Origin of the sequence: Enterococcus quebecensis, assembly GCF_001730365.1 — a bacterium.
Classification (GTDB): Bacteria; Bacillota; Bacilli; order Lactobacillales; family Enterococcaceae; genus Enterococcus_L; species Enterococcus_L quebecensis.
Genome location: NZ_MIKB01000003.1, coordinates 30,956 through 52,585, shown reverse-complemented (window position 1 = coordinate 52,585; position 21,630 = coordinate 30,956). Strand labels below are relative to the sequence as shown.

Annotated in this window: 22 protein-coding genes; 20 read left to right on the top strand and 2 right to left on the bottom strand. The window is 35.4% G+C overall.

Features of this window, described 5'->3' with window-relative positions; translation table 11 throughout:
* The first annotated feature begins 128 nt into the window (after window positions 1-128).
* From BCR23_RS03570 to BCR23_RS03540, 7 genes are all read left to right on the top strand, one after another.
* Window positions 129-821, top strand: a complete 693-nt coding sequence (locus tag BCR23_RS03570; RefSeq protein ID WP_069634132.1) for a response regulator transcription factor — start codon at window positions 129-131, stop codon at window positions 819-821.
* On the top strand, window positions 814-2,109 hold the full coding sequence (locus BCR23_RS03565; RefSeq protein ID WP_069634131.1) for a sensor histidine kinase: 1,296 nt from the start codon (window positions 814-816) through the stop codon (window positions 2,107-2,109). Before BCR23_RS03570 ends, BCR23_RS03565 begins: the two co-directional genes overlap by 8 nt.
* Window positions 2,110-2,177: 68 nt before the next feature.
* Window positions 2,178-3,110: a ribonuclease Z gene (gene rnz, locus BCR23_RS03560; RefSeq protein ID WP_069634130.1), complete on the top strand. Its 933-nt coding sequence runs from the start codon at window positions 2,178-2,180 to the stop codon at window positions 3,108-3,110.
* A gap of 12 nt (window positions 3,111-3,122) precedes the next feature.
* Window positions 3,123-3,923, top strand: coding sequence for an SDR family NAD(P)-dependent oxidoreductase (locus BCR23_RS03555; RefSeq protein ID WP_069634129.1), 801 nt, complete (start codon window positions 3,123-3,125; stop codon window positions 3,921-3,923).
* Between the two features lie 13 nt (window positions 3,924-3,936).
* Window positions 3,937-4,374, top strand: coding sequence for a LapA family protein (locus BCR23_RS03550; RefSeq protein WP_069634128.1), 438 nt, complete (start codon window positions 3,937-3,939; stop codon window positions 4,372-4,374).
* A 133-nt stretch (window positions 4,375-4,507) separates the two neighbouring features.
* Complete coding sequence (recJ, locus tag BCR23_RS03545) at window positions 4,508-6,820, top strand: single-stranded-DNA-specific exonuclease RecJ (protein WP_069634127.1); 2,313 nt, start codon at window positions 4,508-4,510, stop codon at window positions 6,818-6,820.
* Between the two features lie 3 nt (window positions 6,821-6,823).
* The gene (locus tag BCR23_RS03540) at window positions 6,824-7,336 is read left to right on the top strand and encodes an adenine phosphoribosyltransferase (protein WP_069634126.1); all 513 of its coding nucleotides are present in this window, start codon (window positions 6,824-6,826) and stop codon (window positions 7,334-7,336) included.
* 48 nt (window positions 7,337-7,384) lie between these two features.
* On the opposite strand, the gene BCR23_RS03535 is transcribed toward BCR23_RS03540, so the two are convergent.
* Complete coding sequence (locus BCR23_RS03535) at window positions 7,385-7,585, bottom strand: hypothetical protein (protein WP_069634125.1); 201 nt, start codon at window positions 7,583-7,585, stop codon at window positions 7,385-7,387.
* A gap of 163 nt (window positions 7,586-7,748) precedes the next feature.
* Window positions 7,749-8,402 carry a PAQR family membrane homeostasis protein TrhA gene (gene trhA / locus BCR23_RS03530; RefSeq protein ID WP_069634124.1) on the bottom strand — a complete coding sequence of 218 codons (654 nt, stop codon included), beginning with the start codon at window positions 8,400-8,402 and terminating at the stop codon, window positions 7,749-7,751.
* A 130-nt stretch (window positions 8,403-8,532) separates the two neighbouring features.
* On the opposite strand from trhA, the gene BCR23_RS03525 reads away from it, so the two are divergent.
* The 13 genes from BCR23_RS03525 to xerC all read left to right on the top strand — a co-directional run bounded on the left by BCR23_RS03525 (window position 8,533) and on the right by xerC (window position 21,412).
* Window positions 8,533-9,375 carry a DegV family protein gene (locus BCR23_RS03525; protein ID WP_069634123.1) on the top strand — a complete coding sequence of 281 codons (843 nt, stop codon included), beginning with the start codon at window positions 8,533-8,535 and terminating at the stop codon, window positions 9,373-9,375.
* A 200-nt stretch (window positions 9,376-9,575) separates the two neighbouring features.
* The gene (locus tag BCR23_RS03520; RefSeq protein WP_069634122.1) at window positions 9,576-10,475 is read left to right on the top strand and encodes an SGNH/GDSL hydrolase family protein; all 900 of its coding nucleotides are present in this window, start codon (window positions 9,576-9,578) and stop codon (window positions 10,473-10,475) included.
* Window positions 10,475-11,158 (top strand): YpmS family protein, encoded by a 684-nt coding sequence (locus tag BCR23_RS03515; protein ID WP_069634172.1) that lies wholly within the window; start codon window positions 10,475-10,477, stop codon window positions 11,156-11,158. Before BCR23_RS03520 ends, BCR23_RS03515 begins: the two co-directional genes overlap by 1 nt.
* A complete protein-coding gene (gene msrA, locus BCR23_RS03510) occupies window positions 11,155-11,664 on the top strand; it encodes a peptide-methionine (S)-S-oxide reductase MsrA (protein ID WP_071870074.1) in 510 nt (169 codons plus the stop codon). The genes BCR23_RS03515 and msrA overlap by 4 nt, the downstream gene beginning before the upstream one ends.
* Before the next feature lie 4 nt (window positions 11,665-11,668).
* Window positions 11,669-11,887, top strand: a complete 219-nt coding sequence (locus BCR23_RS03505) for a YozE family protein (RefSeq protein ID WP_069634121.1) — start codon at window positions 11,669-11,671, stop codon at window positions 11,885-11,887.
* A gap of 96 nt (window positions 11,888-11,983) precedes the next feature.
* A complete protein-coding gene (locus BCR23_RS03500) occupies window positions 11,984-13,420 on the top strand; it encodes a S41 family peptidase (protein ID WP_069634120.1) in 1,437 nt (478 codons plus the stop codon).
* A gap of 164 nt (window positions 13,421-13,584) precedes the next feature.
* The gene (gene lepB, locus BCR23_RS03495; protein ID WP_069634119.1) at window positions 13,585-14,139 is read left to right on the top strand and encodes a signal peptidase I; all 555 of its coding nucleotides are present in this window, start codon (window positions 13,585-13,587) and stop codon (window positions 14,137-14,139) included.
* A gap of 8 nt (window positions 14,140-14,147) precedes the next feature.
* Complete coding sequence (ylqF, locus tag BCR23_RS03490) at window positions 14,148-15,011, top strand: ribosome biogenesis GTPase YlqF (protein WP_069634118.1); 864 nt, start codon at window positions 14,148-14,150, stop codon at window positions 15,009-15,011.
* On the top strand, window positions 15,001-15,768 hold the full coding sequence (locus BCR23_RS03485) for a ribonuclease HII (RefSeq protein ID WP_069634117.1): 768 nt from the start codon (window positions 15,001-15,003) through the stop codon (window positions 15,766-15,768). Before ylqF ends, BCR23_RS03485 begins: the two co-directional genes overlap by 11 nt.
* A gap of 67 nt (window positions 15,769-15,835) precedes the next feature.
* Entirely contained in the window at window positions 15,836-16,717 is an 882-nt protein-coding gene (gene dprA / locus BCR23_RS03480; RefSeq protein WP_069634116.1) for a DNA-processing protein DprA, read from the top strand.
* A 120-nt stretch (window positions 16,718-16,837) separates the two neighbouring features.
* On the top strand, window positions 16,838-18,916 hold the full coding sequence (gene topA, locus BCR23_RS03475; RefSeq protein WP_069634115.1) for a type I DNA topoisomerase: 2,079 nt from the start codon (window positions 16,838-16,840) through the stop codon (window positions 18,914-18,916).
* A gap of 71 nt (window positions 18,917-18,987) precedes the next feature.
* Complete coding sequence (gene trmFO / locus BCR23_RS03470; RefSeq protein ID WP_069634114.1) at window positions 18,988-20,313, top strand: FADH(2)-oxidizing methylenetetrahydrofolate--tRNA-(uracil(54)-C(5))-methyltransferase TrmFO; 1,326 nt, start codon at window positions 18,988-18,990, stop codon at window positions 20,311-20,313.
* Window positions 20,314-20,512: 199 nt separating this feature from the next.
* Complete coding sequence (xerC, locus tag BCR23_RS03465) at window positions 20,513-21,412, top strand: tyrosine recombinase XerC (RefSeq protein ID WP_069634113.1); 900 nt, start codon at window positions 20,513-20,515, stop codon at window positions 21,410-21,412.
* Window positions 21,413-21,630 lie beyond the last annotated feature (218 nt).

The window sequence follows — 21,630 nt, the reverse complement described above, 5'->3', positions numbered from 1 at the left end:
TAAATGGACGATAATAACAGTGTCCATTTAAACCTATTCTTCAAATTAAATAAATGATAAGTGAGAAGACGTGACAAAGTAACTTTTTCCATTCGTCTTCTTTTTTGATTATAAGGATGTGAATAGAAGTGCTAAAAATATTATTAGTGGAAGATGACGAGATATTATCAGACAGTATTTTGGAGGTTTTATCCCAAACAGGCGAAATTGTTCAAGTTTACGATGGAGAAGAAGCTTTATATGAAGCTGAAAGAGGTATTTATGATCTGATTGTTTTAGATTTGATGCTACCTTTGATGACTGGTGAACAAGTGTTAACCACTTTACGAAAGAAAAATATTTATACACCTGTACTGATTTTGACCGCTAAGGATGCTTTGGAAGATAAAGTCAAAGGGTTTAAAAATGGTGGAGATGATTATCTAACTAAACCTTTTCATCGGGAAGAATTATTATTACGAGTTCAAGCACTTGCTCGCCGTTCTTTAGGACTGAATAAGAAAAATGAATTAGTCGTCCATGATTTACGAATAGACTTGGATAACCGTCAGGCAAGTTTTAATGAAAAAGAACTTATTTTACAAGGGAAAGAATTCGACCTTTTACACTATCTTATGCAAAATCAAGGACGTATTATTACTAAAGATCAATTATTTGACCGAATTTGGGGCTTTCAATCTGACACTACCTTAACAGTGGTTGAGGTGTATATGAGTAATCTTAGAAAAAATTTGAAACCATTTGGAATTGATCGTTGGATCAAAACTTTGCGTAATGTTGGTTATTTATTTGAAATACCAGAGGAGAAAAACAATGAATAAGCAATTAAACAGAAGGCAGAGAATCCAATATTTTTTGATGAACTTGATTTCATTTGCAAGTATTTTTCTGATTTTGGGCTGGATTGTATTTCAATTAGTTCAAACTTCGATCTACCAAACAGTTGACCATGATTTACAACGACTTTATGAGGACAAGAACTTTTTGCAGCATCAACTTACAAATAATGAACGGAAACAGGAAGAAATAACGAAAACCAGAAAATTTGCGACACCGCCACCAAATAATTTCCAACAACAAGTTATCCTTTGGTCAAAAGACGGAAAGATAATCAATGAAGTTGAGTTGGGTTCCCGCTTTTATGATTTTCAAAATTTAAAACTATCGACAAAAGATCTAAAGAACATTATTAGTATTCAAACAAAAGATAGTAATGGACGTTCACTGCAATTTCGCTCGATCACCTTACCAGTTGAAAATCAATCTCAAACAGCATATATTCAACTATTAGTAAATATCGATCCAATCAAAGGAACCGTTGAGCAGTTTAAGAAAATATTGATTATTTGTATGATTATCTTTGGTTTGTTGTCAATAGGATTAAGCTATTTCCTTTCAAAATGGTTTATGAAACCTATCCTAATCTCATGGAAAAAGCAGCAAGAATTTGTAGAAAATGCATCTCATGAATTAAGAACACCGCTAACAATTATACAAGCAAAACTAGAAAAATTGTTTACCCAACCGAATCATACGATTCTAGAAGAATCTGAGACAATTGCTTTATCTTTAGATGAAGTTCAACGTTTGAGCCAGTTAACAAGTGATTTACTCTTACTTGCTCGCTCAGACTCAAATTCACTAACTTTAGAAAAGCAATCAGTAAAAATCAATCCCTTTTTAGAGAAAGTCTTGCTCCCGTATCAAGAGCTGGCGATAGCAGAGAAAAAAGAATTCATTATTGAGCTAGGAAAAGAACAGCAATTAGTTTTCGACAAAGAAAGAATCCATCAGTTATTGATCATTCTACTTGATAACGCACTGAAATATACGGCACCTGATGAGAAAATAATGGTCGTTTCAACTGTTAAAAATAACGAATGGGTAGTAAATATCAGTGATACAGGTATCGGTATTGCCGATAAGAAAAAAGCAGCAGTATTTGAACGATTTTATCGAGGAGAAGTCTCTAGAAATCGTAAAACAGGTGGCTATGGAATCGGTCTTGCGATTGCAAAATGGATAGTAGAAGAACATCATGGGAAAATAGAATTAACTGATACCTTGCCGAAAGGAACCACTGTTGTCTTACGTTTTCCTGTAAAATAAATATTATTTGCTAAAGTGATGACTTTCTTCTAAAATAAAGAAGAAGTTTAAAGAAAGTTAGGTAGCCAATGGAATTACAATTTTTAGGTACAGGAGCTGGAGTCCCAGCAAAACATCGTAACGTAAGCAGTATCGCTTTAAAATTACTAGATGAAAGAAATGCAGTTTGGCTGTTTGACTGCGGAGAAGGAACACAATTACAGATTTTAAAAAGTAACATTCGTCCTAGAAAAATCGAAAAAATCTTTATAACACATTTGCATGGAGATCATATTTTTGGTTTACCAGGATTGTTAAGTAGTCGTTCTTTTCAAGGAGGAAATGAAAAACTTGAAATTTATGGGCCGCCTGGAATTGCTGCGTTTGTCCGAACTGCTTTGAAAGTCTCTCAGACACGGCTTTCATACGAGCTGAAATTTATTGAAATAACCAAAGAAGGAATCGTATTCTCAGATAAGCAATTTACTGTTTCATGCTTAACCTTGGATCATGGCATCGAAAGCTTCGGCTATAGAATCGTTGAGGCAGATCATGAGGGAGAATTACAAGTAGAAAAACTCGCTGCTTTAAATATTCCTTCAGGACCGATTTACGGTAAAATCAAGCGAGGAGAACGAGTAGAATTGCCTGATGGGAAAGTGATTGATGGCAAAGATTTTGTTGGGGAAAGTAAATCTGGAAGAATTGTAACGATTTTAGGTGACACCAGAAAAACACAAAACAGTGTACTACTTGCTGAAAATGCTGATATCCTAGTCCATGAAAGTACTTTTAATAAAGATGAGGAAAAAATGGCCAAAGCATATTATCATTCTACAAGTCATCAGGCAGCACAAGTTGCCTTAAACGCTAATGTAGAAAAACTGGTACTGACTCACATTAGTGCTCGTTATTTGACTGGAGATATTATTCAACTAGAAAATGAGGCCAAAGAAATTTTTCCGAGAACAAAAATTGTTAAAGATATGGAAATAGTGGACGTACCTTTCAAAGATCAGTAAGGGGGAAATAAAATGTATCAAGGACAAGATTTAACAGATAAAGTTGTTGTTGTAACAGGTGGTTCAGCTGGTTTAGGCGAACAAATTTGTTATGAAGCAGCAAAAAAAGGCGCTATTGTTGTTGTATGTGCTAGAAGAATTAATTTGATTGGCAAAGTAAAAGAAACATGTGAAGAGTTAAGTGGAAAATTAGCTTTTTCTTTTCAATTGGATATTGCAGATCCTGAAAATGTAGAAACTGTTTTTGAAAAGATCGAATCAGAAGTCGGTCCTATCGATGTATTAGTCAACAATGCTGGATTTGGAATTTTTGAAAATTTTGTGGATATAGACTTAGTGGTAGCTAGAAACATGTTTGAAGTCAACGTTTTAGGCATGATGGTGTTTACACAAAAAACAGCGATTCAAATGGCTGAAAGAGGTACAGGTCACATTATCAACGTGGCGTCTATGGCAGGTAAAATGGCAACAGCTAAATCAACTGTTTATTCTGCAACAAAATTTGCGGTTTTGGGTTTTTCAAATGCTTTAAGACTAGAATTAAAACCTTTAGGCATTTCTGTTACAACCGTGAACCCTGGTCCTATCCAAACCGACTTTTTCGATAAGGCGGATCCCTCAGGTGACTATTTAGCTTCTGTTGATTTATTTGTTTTAGAACCAAATAAACTAGCACGAGAAATAGTAAATGCCATGGGAACATTCAAACGTGAAATCAATCGTCCTCGTGTCATGGAAGGAGCCTATCGTTTGTATACATTATTTCCTCACATAGGTGATTTATTAGCTGGCGGATTATTAAACAAAAAATAAGGGGGAAGAACAAATGAAAAATCAGTGGCGTGTAATTATAGGTCTTGTTTTGGTTCTAATTATTGTGATATTTGCTGTACTAAATAATCAAACAGTCCCAGTAAGCTTTGGTTTTGCAAAAATTTCAGGTCCGTTAATTCTGATTATTCTTGGTTCTGCCATATTAGGAGCTTTAATTGGCTTGTTAACATCAACCACGACAATGTGGAAACAGAAAAAACAAGTGAAAGAATTAGAGAAAACCATCGAGATTTACAAAAATGATGCAGACAAATTAACACAAGAAGAAGTTGAAAAAGTTAAACGAACATACGAAAATCAATTAGCTGAGTTGCAAGCAAAATATGATGAAGCTATTGTCAATACACCTTTAACCGCTGCAGAGGACACAGCCCCTGTTGGTAGCCGTGTGGATCACTTTACTAAACCAAGAAGTAATGAAGAAGCGTAAGTCATCAGAAGCAGAGATAAAACAGAAATAGTTTATCTCTGCTTTTTAATTTGGAAAAATAGTAGCGCATCTATGATACTTTCTTTAGTTTTCCTATTCTATTTGTTATAATTATCTGGTTAGGAGTGACGTTGTGAAAAAAGCAAAATATACATGGCAATTACGGGAAAAATCGGAATTGTCGGAAGAGTTTTCAGAAATACTAACAAATGAAAAAATCAATCCATTGCTAGGGCAACTTTTATGGCATAGAGATATTCAGACAAAAGACGCTCTAGAAAGGTTTTTACGCCCTACAGTAGAAAACCTTTATGATCCTTTTTTAATGCATGACATGGAAAAATCCGTCAATAGAATTCAACAGGCTGTTGCACAGGGAGAAAAAATTCTCGTATACGGCGATTATGATGCGGATGGAATCACCAGTACAACTGTCATGAAAGAAGCAATAGAACTAATTGGTGGCGAAGTGGAATACTTCTTGCCAAATAGATTTATTCATGGATACGGACCAAATGTATCAGTTTTTAAAGAACAGATTGAAAATGGCATACAATTGATCGTTACCGTTGATAATGGTGTTGCTGGTCATGAAGCAATCAATTATGCAGCAGAACAAGGAATTGACGTGATTGTTACTGACCACCATGAACTGCCTCCAGAATTACCTAATGCCTTTGCGATCATTCACCCTAAACATCCAAAAGGGCAGTATCCTTTTGGAGAGTTAGCAGGGGTAGGGGTAGCGTTCAAAGTAGCTACCGCTTTACTTGGAGAGCTGCCTGTTGAGTTTCTTGATTTAGTTGCGATTGGTACAATTGCTGATTTGGTTTCATTAACAGATGAGAATAGAGTCCTTGTAAAAATGGGGTTGGAAATGCTTCGAAATGGTGAACGAATCGGATTAGACACCTTGATTCATTTAGCAGAAGTCAAAAAAGAGACCTTAAGTGAAGAGAATATCGGCTTTACAATTGCACCACGTTTGAATGCCTTAGGCAGATTAGGAGAGGCTGCTCCTGGTGTTGAGCTGATGACTACGTTTGATGAAGAAGAAGCTGAACAAATCGCTACTTATATCAATAGCCAAAATGAAGAACGCAAAGAAATCGTTGCGAAAATTACAAAAGAAGCGTTTGAACTTATTGATCCAACTGAATCCATTCATATTGTAGCAAAACAAGGTTGGCATGAAGGCGTGCTTGGAATCGTTGCTGGAAGAATTATGCAGGAAACAGGGAAGCCAACGATTGTATTGACAATAGACGAAAATAATGAATCCGCAAAAGGATCTGGGCGTAGTGTTTCAGCATTGAATCTCTTTGATGCATTAAGCGAAATCCGTGAAGAATTTACTCATTTTGGCGGACATCATATGGCTGCAGGTATGACATTGCCTTTTAGTAACATTGATACAGTAAAAAAACACCTTATTAGCTATATTGAAAAAAATCAAATCGACCTTTCCCAAGGACAAGAATTACTGATAGATGAAACATTGACTGTAGAAGAAACAACAATTTCATTTATTCAACAGTTAAAAATTCTAGCTCCATTCGGAACAGATAATCCAGTACCAAACTTTTTATTTAAAGATGTGTCCATTGAACAAATCCGTCAAATTGGAGCAGATAAAAGTCATCTTAAATTTCAGCTAAGTCAAGCGGGGGCTAAATTGGACGCTATTGCTTTTCAAATGGGGAATCAAGCAGATGAATTTGGACTAGGAACAACTAATGTCGCTGGTCAATTGTCCATCAATGAGTGGAATGGTAATAAAAAACCTCAACTAATGGTCAGTGATTTTTCGATTGATGGCGTTCAATTATTTGATTTTCGTGGTAAAAATGCACGTCAAAAGGAAATACCCGTTTCAAATACATTATATATTTATTTTAGTAGCGATAGTAAAAAGCTGATAGATGATGTAACTAGCGAGCAGCTGCTATTTAACGATTTAGATGATGTCATAGAACGGATCGAGAAAAGAGCGATTCAACAATTAGTATTTGTCGATTGTCCAGATGATATTGATTTACTGAAACAGATCACACAACTTGGAAAAATCCAGCGCGTTTATATGCTAGGGCGTTCTCAAGAAGATGCGTACTTGAACGGTACCGGAACGAGAGAACAATACGCCCAATTATACAAATTTGTGAGACAACAAGAACAAGTGGATGTTCGTTATAAGTTAAATGTGGTCGCTCAGCATCTAAAAATACAAGAAAAATTATTAATTTTTATGATTCAGGTGTTTTTTGACTTAGGATTTGTTACAATAGAAAACGGTGTTTTAAGAAAAGTCGATAATCCTGAAAATCATCCATTAACTGAAAGTAAGGTCTATCAAACTCGCTTAAAGAGAATCAAAACTGAAGAGTTTTTGTTATACAGCAATCGTGAAACATTACAACAATGGCTGTGGAATGAGGAGGAAGTATAAAAAATGAATTTAAAAGAGTATATTGCTAGTATTCCTGATTATCCAGAAAAGGGTGTTATCTTTAGAGATATTTCACCATTGATGGCAAATGGGGATGCATATCGTGAAGCAACAAAACAAATTGTCGATTATGCGAAAGAAAAAAGAATCGACATGGTAGTTGGACCAGAAGCTCGAGGGTTTATTGTAGGATGTCCAGTTGCTTATGAATTAGGCTTAGGCTTTGCTCCTGTTCGTAAAAAAGGGAAGCTACCTCGTGAAACAATCGAAGTAACTTATGATCTGGAATACGGAACGGATACATTAACACTTCACAAAGACGCTATCCAACCTGGACAACGAGTATTGATTTGTGATGACTTACTAGCTACAGGCGGCACGATCAAAGCAACAATAGAATTGATTGAGGCCTTGGGTGGTATTGTCGTTGGCTGTGCATTCCTGATTGAATTGATGGATTTACACGGACGAGATAAAATTGCGGATTATGAAATAGTTACATTGATGGAATACTAAAAAAGATCGTTGCTCTAAGGAATCTAAGAGCAACGATCTTTTTTTATTTTAAGGGTATTTACGATAAATATAGTGTTGATGTTCTCTTTTTCTTCTTGCTTGCGTGTATCTTTTCTCATCCCATAGCATGAACCATATAATAAATAGAGGGCTAACAATAAGTAAAGCTGAACGTAACCCTAATGTTCCTAAGAAAATACCTATAACCAATACAAAAAATAATAACCCGCCCCGACGAACTGCTTTCATTCTTAATCACCTCATAATTTTTTATCGAACAAATGTTTGTATACTTATTATACGAATGTTTGTTCGGTTTGTAAAGAGGGAAATATAAAAAAACACTTCTTTTTTTGAGTAATCAAAAAGAAGTGCTTTAACTAGCTTTTTAAATAAAGGTGAGTTGAACCTCTTACGTATAAAGCAAAATTGAAAAGTACATAAATGCTGCACCTAGCATAACAAACAAATGCCAAACAACATGCATAAAACGAATACTCTTCAAACTATAAAAAGCAGCGCCTAAAGTGTAAGAAACACCACCAGCTACTAATAATGCAATACCCGTGAAGCCTAGAGAGTCATATAAAGGCTTAGCAGCAATTATACATAACCAACCCATAATAATATAAATTACAGTAGAAACATTTTTAACTGTTTCTTGTTTGTGGAGTGTCAATGATTTATAGACAACTCCGCTGAGCGCCATCACCCATATAAGAACAAACAATAACCAGCCAAGCCAACCATTGATACTTAATAAACAAAAGGGTGTATAACTTCCAGCAATCAATAAGAAAATCGAACTGTGATCAAAAACTTGAAAAACTTTCTTCGCCTTAGTAAATATCAAACTATGAAACAAAGTAGACGCTAAAAACAAAAGAATCAACGTTGAACCATAAATAGCATATGAAACAACATGAACAGCAGAGCCCATGCGCACTCCTTTCACAAGTAAAAAGACTAACCCGGCAATACTTAATCCAACCCCAATCCCGTGGGTCACTGCATTGAGTACTTCATTTACAATCATATATTTTCTCGAGAATTTAACTTTTTCCAAGAAATCAACTTCCTTCATTTTAATTTGGTGAAAAATAATTCTTTGTCTGTTATACTATATACAGACATTCAAGCCTCAAAACTATTTTACCACGAATTGAGGTTGTTTTTAAAGAAAGAGTGATTAAATTATGACAAATGTTAAAATTGTAACTGATTCTTCTTGCACGATGCTTAAAAGTGTTCGCGATGAATTGGATATTCAAATGATGCCTCTATCTGTGATGATCGACGGCGTTGTTTATGCAGATGATGATCATTTAGAAGGCGAACATTTTATGGATCTGATGAGTAAGGCAAAAGCTTTACCTAAAACTAGCCAACCGCCTATTGGTGAATTTGTTGAGCTTTATGATCGGTTAGGTGCTGATGGCAGTGAGGTGGTTTCAATCCACATGACTAAAGGTTTAAGTGGTACAGTTGAAGCAGCTAGACAAGCTGGAAACTTAAGTTCTAGCAAAGTTACAGTGATCGATAGTGACTTTACTGATCAAGGTTTATCATTCCAAGTGATCCAAGCAGCTAAACTTGCCAAAAACGGAGCAAGTGTGCCTGAAATTTTAGCTGAAATCAATCATGTCAAAGAAAACACTAAACTATTTATCGGAATCTCTACGTTGGATAATCTCGTTAAAGGCGGCCGTATCAGTCGTACAACAGGACTTTTGTCTAATATTTTTAATATGAAAGTTGTCATGGATTTCGATCATACTGAACTTATTCCAGTGGCTAAAGGTCGAGGAATGAAAACTTTCAATAAGTGGTTTGAAGAACTAAAAAATGAGTTAAGTCATTTATCCAATGTACGACAAATTGGTATTTCTCATGCTGATGGTTTAGAACTAGCCAACGGATTCAAAGAAGGCCTGCAAGCACTATTTCCTGACATGGAAATCCCTGTATTGCATACAAATCCTGTGATAGCAACTCACACAGGTAAAGGGGCTTTTGCTATCATGTATTACACAGACTGAGTTTTGAGCAGATCAAACTGATCTGCTTTTTTTTATAAAAAATTATTTTTTTTGCAAATTTTACTGTACAAATACACTTAAAATAGAGATAATTTTAATGATCAGGGGTTTAAAATCTAAGTAAATAGAAAAACAAAGACTCATTAAGAGACTTTGTACTGTAAATTATTGAAGCGATTTACAGTAAAGGAAGGGATACAATGAAATTATTTTTACAAAAAAATTGGTCAAGTTTTGTGCTTTTTTTTCTGATGATTATTGGTACTTTTTCGCTGTTGATAGTAGCTGTTCCCAAGGCTAAACCAATCTTAGGTATCGTAACAAAACAAGCAGTAAAAAAAGAAACCAAAGAAGTAATACATTATGTTGCAATCGGCGACTCATTAACCGAAGGGATTGGTGATTCAACTAGTTCAGGCGGCTTTGTTCCATTAGTTGCTAAGGATTTACAAGAAGAATACCATTTAAATGGTGTTCAAACCGATAATTTTGGGAAAAATGGTGATCGTAGTGACCAGATTCTTAAACGGATCAAAAAAAATTCAGAGATTCAAGAAGGGTTCGCGTCAGCGGATATCATCACTTTAACGGTAGGTGGTAATGATTTGATGAAAGTAATCAAGGGGGATGTGTTCCGTTTAACAAAAGATTCATTTAACAAACCTTTGAGAAACTATCAAAAAGAAGTCGAAAAACTACTTACGGAAATTCGCGAATATAATACTGATGCACCAATCTATGTTCTAGGCATCTATAATCCATTTTATCTATATTTCCCTGACATTACAGAAATGCAAGAAATCGTGGACAATTGGAATAATGGAACACAAGAAATAGTAAAAGCTGAAAAAAATGCCTATTTCATTCCAATTAATGACTTACTCTATAAAGGAGTTGGAGACCAAGTTGGAATTGTAAGTAATGAAAACATCAGTACAACATCCAGTGAAGACCATGACATCAAAAATAATGCGTTGTATGAAGAAGATCGTTTTCACCCAAATAATCTAGGCTATCAAATCATGGCAAGCACAGTACGTGACAAGATGGTAAAAACTAAAGAAAAATGGCTAAATAAAGGAAGTGAGCGAGACCTATGATGAATGAATCAGAAGAAAAAAAAGAAGTAAAAAAAACAAATAGACGGAGAAAAAAAACGCCCGAAGTGAAAAAATCAATAAACCATTGGAAAGTTGCTTTTCTTGTCTTGATTGGATTTTTGATTGGAAGCATTGTATTTGTTTTTATAAGAGTGACTCAAGTTCGGGAACCAAACTACAAACCTATCCCTGAATTAGTAGAAAAAGAAGGAACCCCAGTCATTGCGATTCAATCAAATAAAAAACAAGTAAATGCTTTGATTGATTTTTATCTTGAAGATTTTCAAAAAGGATCTGAGATCACGTATAAATTTTATTTAGAAAATGAAGCGATGTTGAATGGTACTTTTGAAGTTCTTGGACATCCAATCCAATTTTATCTTTATTTTGATCCTTACGTAATGGACAACGGAAATGTTCAATTGAAAGCAAAAAGTTTATCTGTAGGAACTTTAGGGCTTCCAATAAAAGAAATCTTAAAGTTTGTTCAAAGAGATTATAAACTGCCTAGTTGGGTAGAAGTGAATCCCGATGATAGCACAGTTTTACTACGACTAGATCAATTTAGAATGCAAAATGGATTATTCATACGTGCTGAAAAAATAAATTTAGTTGATGATGATATCCGTATGAATATTTACTTACCGAAAGACAGTACAGATAAAAAGGAGGGGTCTAATTGAGTGAAATAGCAATTTTTGCCGGCGGTTGTTTTTGGTGCATGATCCAGCCGTTTGATACACAACCTGGTATTGTTTCAGTAACGTCAGGATACACCGGAGGACACGTTCCAAATCCTACTTATGAACAAGTTTTAAGCCATACGACTGGACATACAGAAGCTGTTAAAATCGAATTTGACCCGACTCTAATGCCTTATGAAAAATTAGTAGAGATCTATTGGCAACAAACAGACCCTACAGATGCCTTAGGGCAATTTGAGGATCGTGGAGATAATTATCGTCCAGTAATCTTCTATACAAGCGAGGAACAAAAAAGAACAGCTGAAAAAAGCCGAGAAGCTTTACAAAAAAGTGGTCGTTTTACAGAACCTATCGTTACAACTATAGAACCCGCAGCTACGTTTTATGAAGCAGAAGACTACCATCAAGATTTTTACAAAAAAGATCCTGAACGATATAAAGAGTCACATACAAATCGAGCAAATTTTATAAAAGAAAATTGGTGAATGGATGAGAAGAAGTTTTTATCACTATTTAATGACATTGAGAGCACCTAAAAAAACAAAAGAAAGTCAATTTGCAAATGATGCAGCAAAAGATATTCAATTTCCAAAGCAGTCAGAAGATTACCATGAACTGTCAACCTATTTAGAAATGAATACAGATTATTTGGAGAATATGTACATTTTTGATGAGTTATGGGAAAAATACGTAGAAAATAATAAATAAAAAAGGAAGGAAGAGCAAAAGAAAGCTTTTCCTTCCTTTTTTTTCATGTTAAACTGGGAAATATGCAAAGAGAAATTTACAGAAAGAGATGACTTTATGAAACATAAACGACAAGTACCCTTTCATGAATACATTATTTCTATCGCCTGTGTTGCTTTTTTAGCTGGCGGTAGCTCCTATATTTATTTTGATTACCAATACAAAAAACAACTGGCCCAAAGCCCCACTCAAAGTAGCGACTTAAAAAAAGTAGACAATCTATATAACGAAATCGTCAGTAACTATGTAGGGAAAGTTGATGAAAAAAAACTTGTTGACGGTGCCTTAAAAGGAATGACGGAAGCTTTGGATGATCCCTATTCCACTTACTTGAATGAACCTGAGGCTGACGAATTGGATCAAAGCCTTGCAGGTAGTTTTGAAGGGATTGGTGCAACGATGACAATGACAGATGATCTTCCTACTGTTGCTCAAGCACCCATTGAAGGCTCGCCAGCTGCAAAAGCAGGAATGAAAGCCAATGACACAATTTTAAAAGTTGATAATGAAGAAACAAAAGGGAAAACTCTTGCAGAAGTAGTTAGTAAAATCCGTGGGAAAAAAGGGACAGAAGTCCGTTTAACAGTTAAAAGAGGTCAGGAAACATTTGAGTTAAAACTCACTCGAGATACGATTCCGATCGAAACAGTAAAAGGAGAATTGGATAAAACTGACCGCTCAATCGGTTCAATCAAAATTACTTCATTTGGAGAAAATACCTATAAAGAACTCCAAGAAACAATCAAAAAATTGAGAAAAGAAGGAGCTCTTTCTTTTGTGATTGATCTACGTCAAAATCCAGGTGGGTTACTAGATCAAGTAGAAAAAATGGCTAGCATGTTTCTTAAAGATGGAAAAACAATCATCAAATTTGAAGATAAAAATGGGAATACAAGCGAAGATGTTGCTTCCAGCCAATTAGATGGTGGGTTTAAAGTTACAGAACCTACAGTAGTTCTTGTTGACGAAGGGAGCGCTAGTGCTTCTGAAATTTTCGCAGCGGCTTTAAAAGAATCTGGAAATAAAAAAATTATCGGAACAAAAACATTCGGTAAAGGAACTGTCCAAACAGTTAAAAATCTAAATGGCAAAAGTGAGATTAAGTTAACTGTTCTAAAATGGTTAACACCAAAAGGTGAATGGATACACGAAAAAGGCTTAGAACCAACTATTAAAGCGGATTATCCTGACTACGCTTATTTAACGCCTATTTCTAGAGATAAAACCTTAAAAATAGGTGATTCTTCATCTGTAGTTAAAAATATCAACGCTCTGTTAAAAGCACTAGACTACGATGTTAATGCAAATAACAGTGACTATTCTGAACAAACTAAAGCAGCTGTCAGCGCTATACAATCGGCCAACAACCTTCCAAGCACTGGCGAAGTAGACAATGAAACTGCTGCTCAAATTGAATTATCTGTTTCTAAAAAGATCAAAGAAAACGATCAAGCATATGATACAGGCATTAAGGAACTTCAAAAAGGAAATTAAAGAAAAATAGGCGTGAAAAACTGCTCATTCGAAGTTGAAAAAAGCATTTTTCATACCTATTTCTCATTTATTATTTAATTGCTTGAAATTTTCCTTTAAATTAGTCGCTTTTTCTAGTATTTTTCCTTTATAATAGAATCAACGAAAGAAAGGGAGAGAAAAGAGTGGAAAAGCAAAAATCATATATTGGGTATTTTATTTTTTTCATGAAATTACTCGTTCCTTCTTTAGTGTTGTTATTTATACTAAGGGGTTTTATTCTGATTCCTGTACCTGTGGATGGCAATTCTATGGAGAAAACACTTAGTCAAGGTGACATGATTGTAATGGAGAAATTCTCATCCATCAAACGATTTGATGTAGTTGTATTCAAACTACCAAACGGGGCAATCTACATTAAAAGAGTGATTGGATTACCAGGAGATGCTGTTAGGTACGAAAAGGATCAGCTTTATATAAATGGGAAACCAATTGAAGAACCTTTTTTAGAAAAAAATATAAAAAAAGATCATGAAACAGCTCCTTATACAACAAATTTTAATTTAAGTGATCTTACTACAGAAAATATTTTACCAAAAAATAGTTATTTTGTTTTAGGAGACAATCGGCGAATGTCCAAAGACAGCCGGTCTTTTGGTGCTGTTGAAAGCAAATATATTATAGGAAAAGCACAATTTGTGTACTACCCAATAAAACATATGAAATTTATACCAAGATAGGTGATAAGATGACAATACAATGGTTTCCAGGACACATGGCAAAAGCCAGAAGAGAAGTATCTGAAAAAATAAAATACGTCGATATTGTTTTTGAGTTAGTTGATGCTAGATTGCCCCTTTCATCTAGAAACCCAATGATGGATCAAATTGTTCAACAAAAACCACGTTTAGTTTTACTGAACAAAGGAGACTTAGCTGATAAAGAACAGAACCAGAAGTGGCAGCTATATTTTCGAGAAAAAGGCTATCATACTTTAGTGATTAACGCCCAACAGAATAAAGGTGTCAATAAAATTGTTCCCGAAGCAAAAAAAGCGTTGAAAGAAAAACTTGAACGAGAGCGCTCAAAGGGATTGAAACCACGTCCCATCCGTGCAATGTGTATCGGTATTCCAAACGTAGGAAAATCAACGTTAATGAACCGTCTAGTAGGAAAAAAAATTGCTCAAACAGGTAATAAACCCGGAGTAACCAAAGGTCAACAATGGTTGCGTTCCGGTACTGACTTAGAGTTGTTGGACACACCAGGAATCCTGTGGCCTAAGTTTGAGGATCAAGAAATTGGTAAGAAGTTAGCTTTGACAGGAGCAATCAAAGATCAACTTCTTCATTTGGACGATTTAGCAATTTACGGATTGTCGTTCTTTTCTCGTTTCTATCCTGAGCGTCTGGTTGAACGCTATCATTTAACAGAAGAAGAAACTTTTTTACCCGCAGCTGAACTTTTGATGTTGATCAGTCAAAAACGTGGTTATCGAGATGATTATGATCGAGCCAGTGAAATGATCATTCAAGAAATACGTAGCAGCAAATTAGGGCCATACACATTAGATCGTTGGGAAGAATTAGGAGTCATAAAAGATGAAAACTGAGTCAATTCAACAAATTAAAGCTGATTTAGCAACCATTAATACAAGAAGTGATAAAAGAATCTATCAATGGAAAAAAGATGAACGTAGTGGCGTTCAGCAGGCTCTTGCACAATGGGAAAGAAGAATACAACGCCACGAAAAAGAGTTAGCATTACTTGAAGAAATGCAACTGTTTGAAAATAATGCACGGGCTAAAGGACATCGTTTGATTGTCGGTATCGATGAGGTAGGGCGCGGTCCTTTAGCAGGTCCTGTTGTCGCTGCTGCAGTTATTTTACCCGAAAAATTCCAACTTCTTGGAATAAATGATTCTAAAAAGTTATCTGCGAAAAAAAGAGATGAACTTTATAATGAAATCCAAAACCAAGCAATTTCTATCGGTATTGGAATGGTCGACCACAATAAGATCGATGAAATAAACATTTATCAAGCATCAAAATTAGCAATGGGAATAGCACTTGAAGATCTTTGTTTCATTCCTGATTATTTATTGATCGATGCAATGAAATTGGACGTCAAAATTCCTCAAGAAAATCTCATTAAAGGAGATGCTCGCTCTGTATCCATTGCAGCAGCAAGTATTGTAGCCAAAGTCATTCGTGATCGCTTAATGGAAGACTATGCCAGAATGTTTCCAGGATACGGATTTGAAAACAATGCCGGTTATGGGACAAAAGAACATTTACTAGGTTTAGAAAAACAAGGAATATGTACGATTCACAGAAAGACATTCGCTCCGATCAAAGATATGTGTTAAAAAAATAAAAAATCCCTTTTTTTGCGAATACTTAATATAACAAGTATTGGCGAAAGAAGGTTTTTTTATGGAAGAAAAACAACGAGATTTATTATTTAAATTAGCCGTTTGCAACGGCATTGGTAATTTAGGTATGTTGAAAGTATTAGATTTTTCGATGAAATATAATAATAGTGCAGATTTTTCAAAAGAAGAAATTATTCAAATAGCTGGAATCACAACTTATCAGAAATTATTCTCTGAATCATGGAATCAGTGGTCAAACAATTCCGAGCAGCTGAAAAAATATCAGTCAGCACACACATTTATCACAATTTTAGATCCAATCTATCCTCATTGCTTAAAACAAATATACAATTGTCCAGTGTTGCTATTTTACAAGGGGAATCTAAAACTTCTAGAAAAAAAATCTTTGGCCTTTGTTGGAGCAAGATCAGCGTCTGTCTATGGCATAAATATTGCGCGGCAATTAATTCCAGAAATGATCAGTAACGACTTAACTATTATTAGTGGATTAGCTAAAGGAATCGACAGCATCAGTCATCAAGTCGCAATGGAGCACGGAGGCAATACTATTGGTGTTATTGGAACAGGTCTAGATATTTGTTATCCGAAAGAAACCGCTCATATTCAACGAAAGATGCAAGAAGAACATTTAGTCATTAGTGAATATCCTAATGGTACAGGCCCTCGAAAATATCATTTTCCTATGAGGAATCGAATTATTGCTGGTATGAGCCTAGGCACTTGTGTGATCGAAGCCCGAAAGAAAAGCGGTTCTCTAATCACAGCACAAGCAGCTTTAGAATACGGTCGAGAAGTTTTTGCTGTTCCTGGTAATTTGTTGAATTCTCAGTCAGATGGTTGTCATGGACTCATCCAAGAGGGCGCCAAGTGTACAACTTGTCCCCAAGACATCCTAGAAGAAATTCAATTTTTTTCGATTTAACTGTATCAATCCTTGACAAACCTGTAATGAATAGATATGATGAAGTACGATTTGTGAGTTCTCTACATTTTGATATATATAATAGAAGAAACACAAAAACCGAAAGGAGCCACACGTTGAATGGCGTATAAATATCTAGTTATTGTAGAATCCCCTGCTAAAGCCAAAACAATTGAAAAATATTTAGGAAAAAACTATAAGGTTGTTGCCAGTGTTGGGCATATTCGAGATTTACCAAAAAGTAAAATGGGTATTGATATTGAAAATAATTATGAACCTCACTATATATCTATCCGTGGTAAAGGCGATGTAATCAAAAGCTTAAAAGCCGCTGCTAAAAAAGCTGATAAAGTTTATCTCGCAGCCGATCCGGATCGAGAGGGAGAGGCGATTGCTTGGCATTTGTCTTTTCTTCTTGGCTTGGATTTGAATGATAAAAACCGTGTTGTATTTAATGAAATCACTAAAGAAGCTGTAAAATCAGCATTTAAAGAACCACGTACAATCAATTTAGACTTAGTAGATGCACAACAAGCCCGTCGCATTTTAGATCGCTTAGTTGGGTATTCGCTTAGCCCGATTCTATGGCGTAAAGTCAAAAAAGGATTGAGTGCTGGACGAGTACAATCAGTAGCTCTAAAAATCATTATTGATCGTGAAAACGATATTCGTAAATTTATACCTGAAGAATATTGGAGTATTGATGGTAACTTCCAAAAGGGCAAGAAAAAGTTTAAAGCTAATTTTTGGGGCTTAGATGGCAAGAAGAAAAAATTACCAAATGCTGAAGCTGTAAAAGAAGTTACAACCCGTATTAAAGGCAAAGAATATGATGTAACAAAAGTTGAGAAGAAGGAACGCAAGCGCAATCCAGCGTTACCTTTTACAACAAGTAGTTTACAACAAGAAGCAGCCAGAAAATTAAATTTTAGAACGCGAAAAACCATGATGGTTGCACAACAGCTGTATGAAGGAATTCCATTAGGAAAACAAGGTACTGTTGGGTTGATCACATACATGCGTACAGACTCGACTAGAATAGCCGAATCAGCTAAAGGCGAAGTAGCCGAATACATTGAAAAAACATACGGTAGTGAGTTTTCAGCTCATGGCGGACGCAAAGTAAAAAATGCTCAGGGTGCCCAAGATGCCCATGAAGCTATTCGTCCTTCTAGTGTGTTACGTACACCAAATGAAATCAAACAATATTTAGATAAAGACCAATTAAAACTTTACACATTAATTTGGTCACGTTTAGTTGCCAGTCAAATGACACCAGCTGTTTTGGACACAATGAAAGTAACTCTAGAGCAAAACGGCGTAGTTTTCATTGCCAATGGCGCTAAAGTGAAATTCAAAGGATTCATGCAAGTATACGTTGAGGGTCGTGATGATGGTAAAGAGGATAAAGAAAACATCTTACCTGATCTAGTTCAAGGAGACAAAGTCAATGCTCTTGACATTGAACCAAAACAACATTTCACACAACCGCCAGCTAGATTTAGTGAAGCAACCTTGATTCGGGCGTTAGAAGAAAATGGAGTTGGACGTCCATCTACTTATGCACCAACTCTAGAAACAATACAAAGACGTTATTATGTTAAATTAACAAATAAACGATTTGAACCTACTGAATTGGGTGAAATTGTCAATTCACTAATAGTTGAATTCTTCCCGCAAATTGTCGATGTTCATTTTACTGCTTCAATGGAGGGTGATTTGGATAAAATTGGTGTTGGTAATGAAAAATGGGTCGAAGTTGTTGATCGTTTCTACCAACCATTTGAAAAAGAATTAACTAATGCGGAAGAAAAAATTGAAAAAATTCAAATTAAAGACGAACCAGCTGGATTCGACTGTGATCTTTGTGGCCATCCAATGGTGATCAAGCTAGGACGTTATGGTAAATTTTATGCATGTAGTAACTTCCCAGAATGTCGGAATACAAAAGCAATCGTCAAAGAAATCGGTGTTACTTGTCCAGTATGTAAAGAAGGTCAAGTCATTGAACGGAAATCGAAAAAAAATCGATTATTCTACGGTTGCAGTCGCTATCCAGACTGTGAATTTACTTCTTGGGATAAACCAATTGGACGTCCATGTCCAAAATGTGGGCAATATCTCGTTGAGAAAAAAGTCAAAGGTGGCAAGCAAGTAGTTTGTGTTAACGGAGACTACGAAGAAAACGTTCAAAAATAACCCATATTATCAAAGAAAAATTAAAAACCAACGGTTCTTCCCGTTGGTTTTTTGAAGAAAAGAGGAAATATATGACTACTTCTGTAACAGTTATCGGCGCTGGATTAGCCGGCAGTGAAGCAGCATGGCAAGTGGCACAAGCAGGAGTGCCAGTTACACTTTACGAAATGCGTCCAGTAAAAAATACACCTGCGCATCAAACAGAAAATTTTGCTGAGTTAGTTTGTTCAAACTCTTTAAGAGGGAATAACTTAACCAATGCAGTTGGTGTACTGAAAGAAGAAATGCGCCGTTTAGATTCAATCATTATCAGCAGCGCTGATAAGACTGCTGTACCTGCAGGTGGTGCTTTAGCGGTGGATCGTGATACATTTTCACAAGAAATCACAGATAGAATAAAGAATCATCCCTTAATTACAGTTAAAAATGAAGAAATCACTGCAATCCCTGAAGGCATCGTCATTATTGCGACAGGTCCATTGACTTCTGAATCTTTGGCTGAACAAATCAAAGAGTTTAATGGTTCAGATGGTTTTTATTTTTATGATGCTGCAGCACCAATCGTAGATAAATCAACCATTGATATGGATAAAGTTTACTTGAAGTCTCGTTATGATAAAGGGGAGGCTGCTTACTTAAACTGTCCGATGACAGAAGAAGAATTCAATGCATTTTATGAAGCCTTGATCTCGGCTGAAGTTGTGCCATTAAAAACGTTTGAAAAAGAGAAGTTTTTTGAAGGCTGTATGCCAATTGAAGTGATGGCCAAACGCGGAATCAAAACAATGTTATTTGGTCCATTAAAACCAGTAGGATTGGAAGATCCTAAGACTGGAAAACGACCATATGCCGTGATCCAATTACGTCAAGATAATGCCGCAGCATCTTTATATAATCTAGTAGGCTTTCAAACACACCTAAAATGGGGAGAACAAAAACGTGTTTTCCAAATGATTCCAGGTTTAGAAAATGCTGAATTTGTTCGTTATGGTGTTATGCACCGCAACAGCTTTATGAATTCACCAGAATTATTGAAACCAACATATCAATCGCAAAAAAGAGAGAACTTATTCTTTGCTGGACAAATGACAGGTGTCGAAGGATATGTAGAAAGTGCTGCTAGCGGTTTGTTAGCAGGTATCAATGCTGCTCGTTTAGCTAAAGCCCAAGAACCTATTGTTTTACCAAGAGAAACAGCATTAGGTAGTATGGCGTATTATATTACTCATGCAGAAGGCAAACATTTCCAACCAATGAATGCTAACTTTGGTTTATTCCCTGAATTGCCTGAAAGAATTCGTGATAAAAAAGAACGCTACGAAGCCATTGCCGATAGAGCATTGACTACATTGGCAAAAGCTAGTAAAGAACTTAATTTAGTCGAACAAGATAAATAAATAGACGACCAAAACAATATTTTTGTTTTGGTTTTTTTGTTCATAGATTAAATTTTCCTTATAATTGAGCAATCTTTACAATCAAATTTGAATAAATTGTTACCTAATTTGAAAATATTAATTAAATTCTGACAATTCATTTGTTTTTTGAAAATGGTTATGCTAAAGTTACTTTGTAATTTATTGGAGGGGAACTTCTATGCAGGAAAGAAACTGGCCAGAGTTGTTTTTACAATATTTGATCCTTGAACGTGGTTATTCTGAAAAAACTAAAATTGCCTATGAAGAAGATATTCTCAACTTTTTTAAATTTTTAGAAGATTCTGGTGATATGGATTATTTAAGTGTAGATCACCTAGATATCCGAACTTATTTGAGTACTCTTTATGATAAAGAATATAGCCGAAACTCCATTAGCCGAAAAATCGCTAGTTTACGATCCTTTTACCAGTTTTTACTTAAAAACGAAGTAATCAAAGAAAACCCTTTTTCCTACGTACACATGAAGAAAAAACAATTACGTCTTCCTCGTTTTTTCTATGAAAAGGAAATGGATGCATTATTTGAAAGTGCTAAGGGATCGAAACCTTTAGAGTTAAGAAACCAAGCATTATTGGAAATTCTCTACGGAACAGGTATCCGTGTCAGCGAATGTACAAATTTGACATTACAGTCGATTGATTTTTCTGCAAATGTGTTACTTATTCATGGAAAAGGAAATAAAGATCGTTATGTACCTTTTGGGTCGTTTGCCCAAGATGCTCTTAAAGAATACCTAGAAAATGGACGTGCGGTTTTGATGGAAAGATACCAACAAGAGCATGCTTTTGTTTTTGTTAACCATCATGGTGAGCAGATCACCCCAACAGGAATCGAGTATGTTTTAAACCAGTTGATAAAAAAAAGTACGTTGAATAGCGATATCCATCCTCACATGTTACGCCACACATTTGCCACACATTTACTTAATAATGGTGCGGACATGCGTACAGTTCAAGAATTATTAGGTCACTCTGACTTATCTACTACACAAATATATGCCCATGTAACAAAAGAAAGCTTACAAAAAAATTATCGAACGTTTCATCCTCGTGCATAACAAGTGTAGACAACGAATTTTGCAGGTCAGCTTCTCGATAAAAAGACAAAATAAGCGTTGAAAAAACATAAACATACTTTCCTGTTTTTTGATCAAGAGTAAATGAACCTGCTCTACTTTTAACATTATCTAACTTCACGAGCTAACTTCGACAAGAAAAAGATGAAAATAACTTGTGGTAAAAAGCGCCACAATCGACTTTTACTGTTGGAGTATAA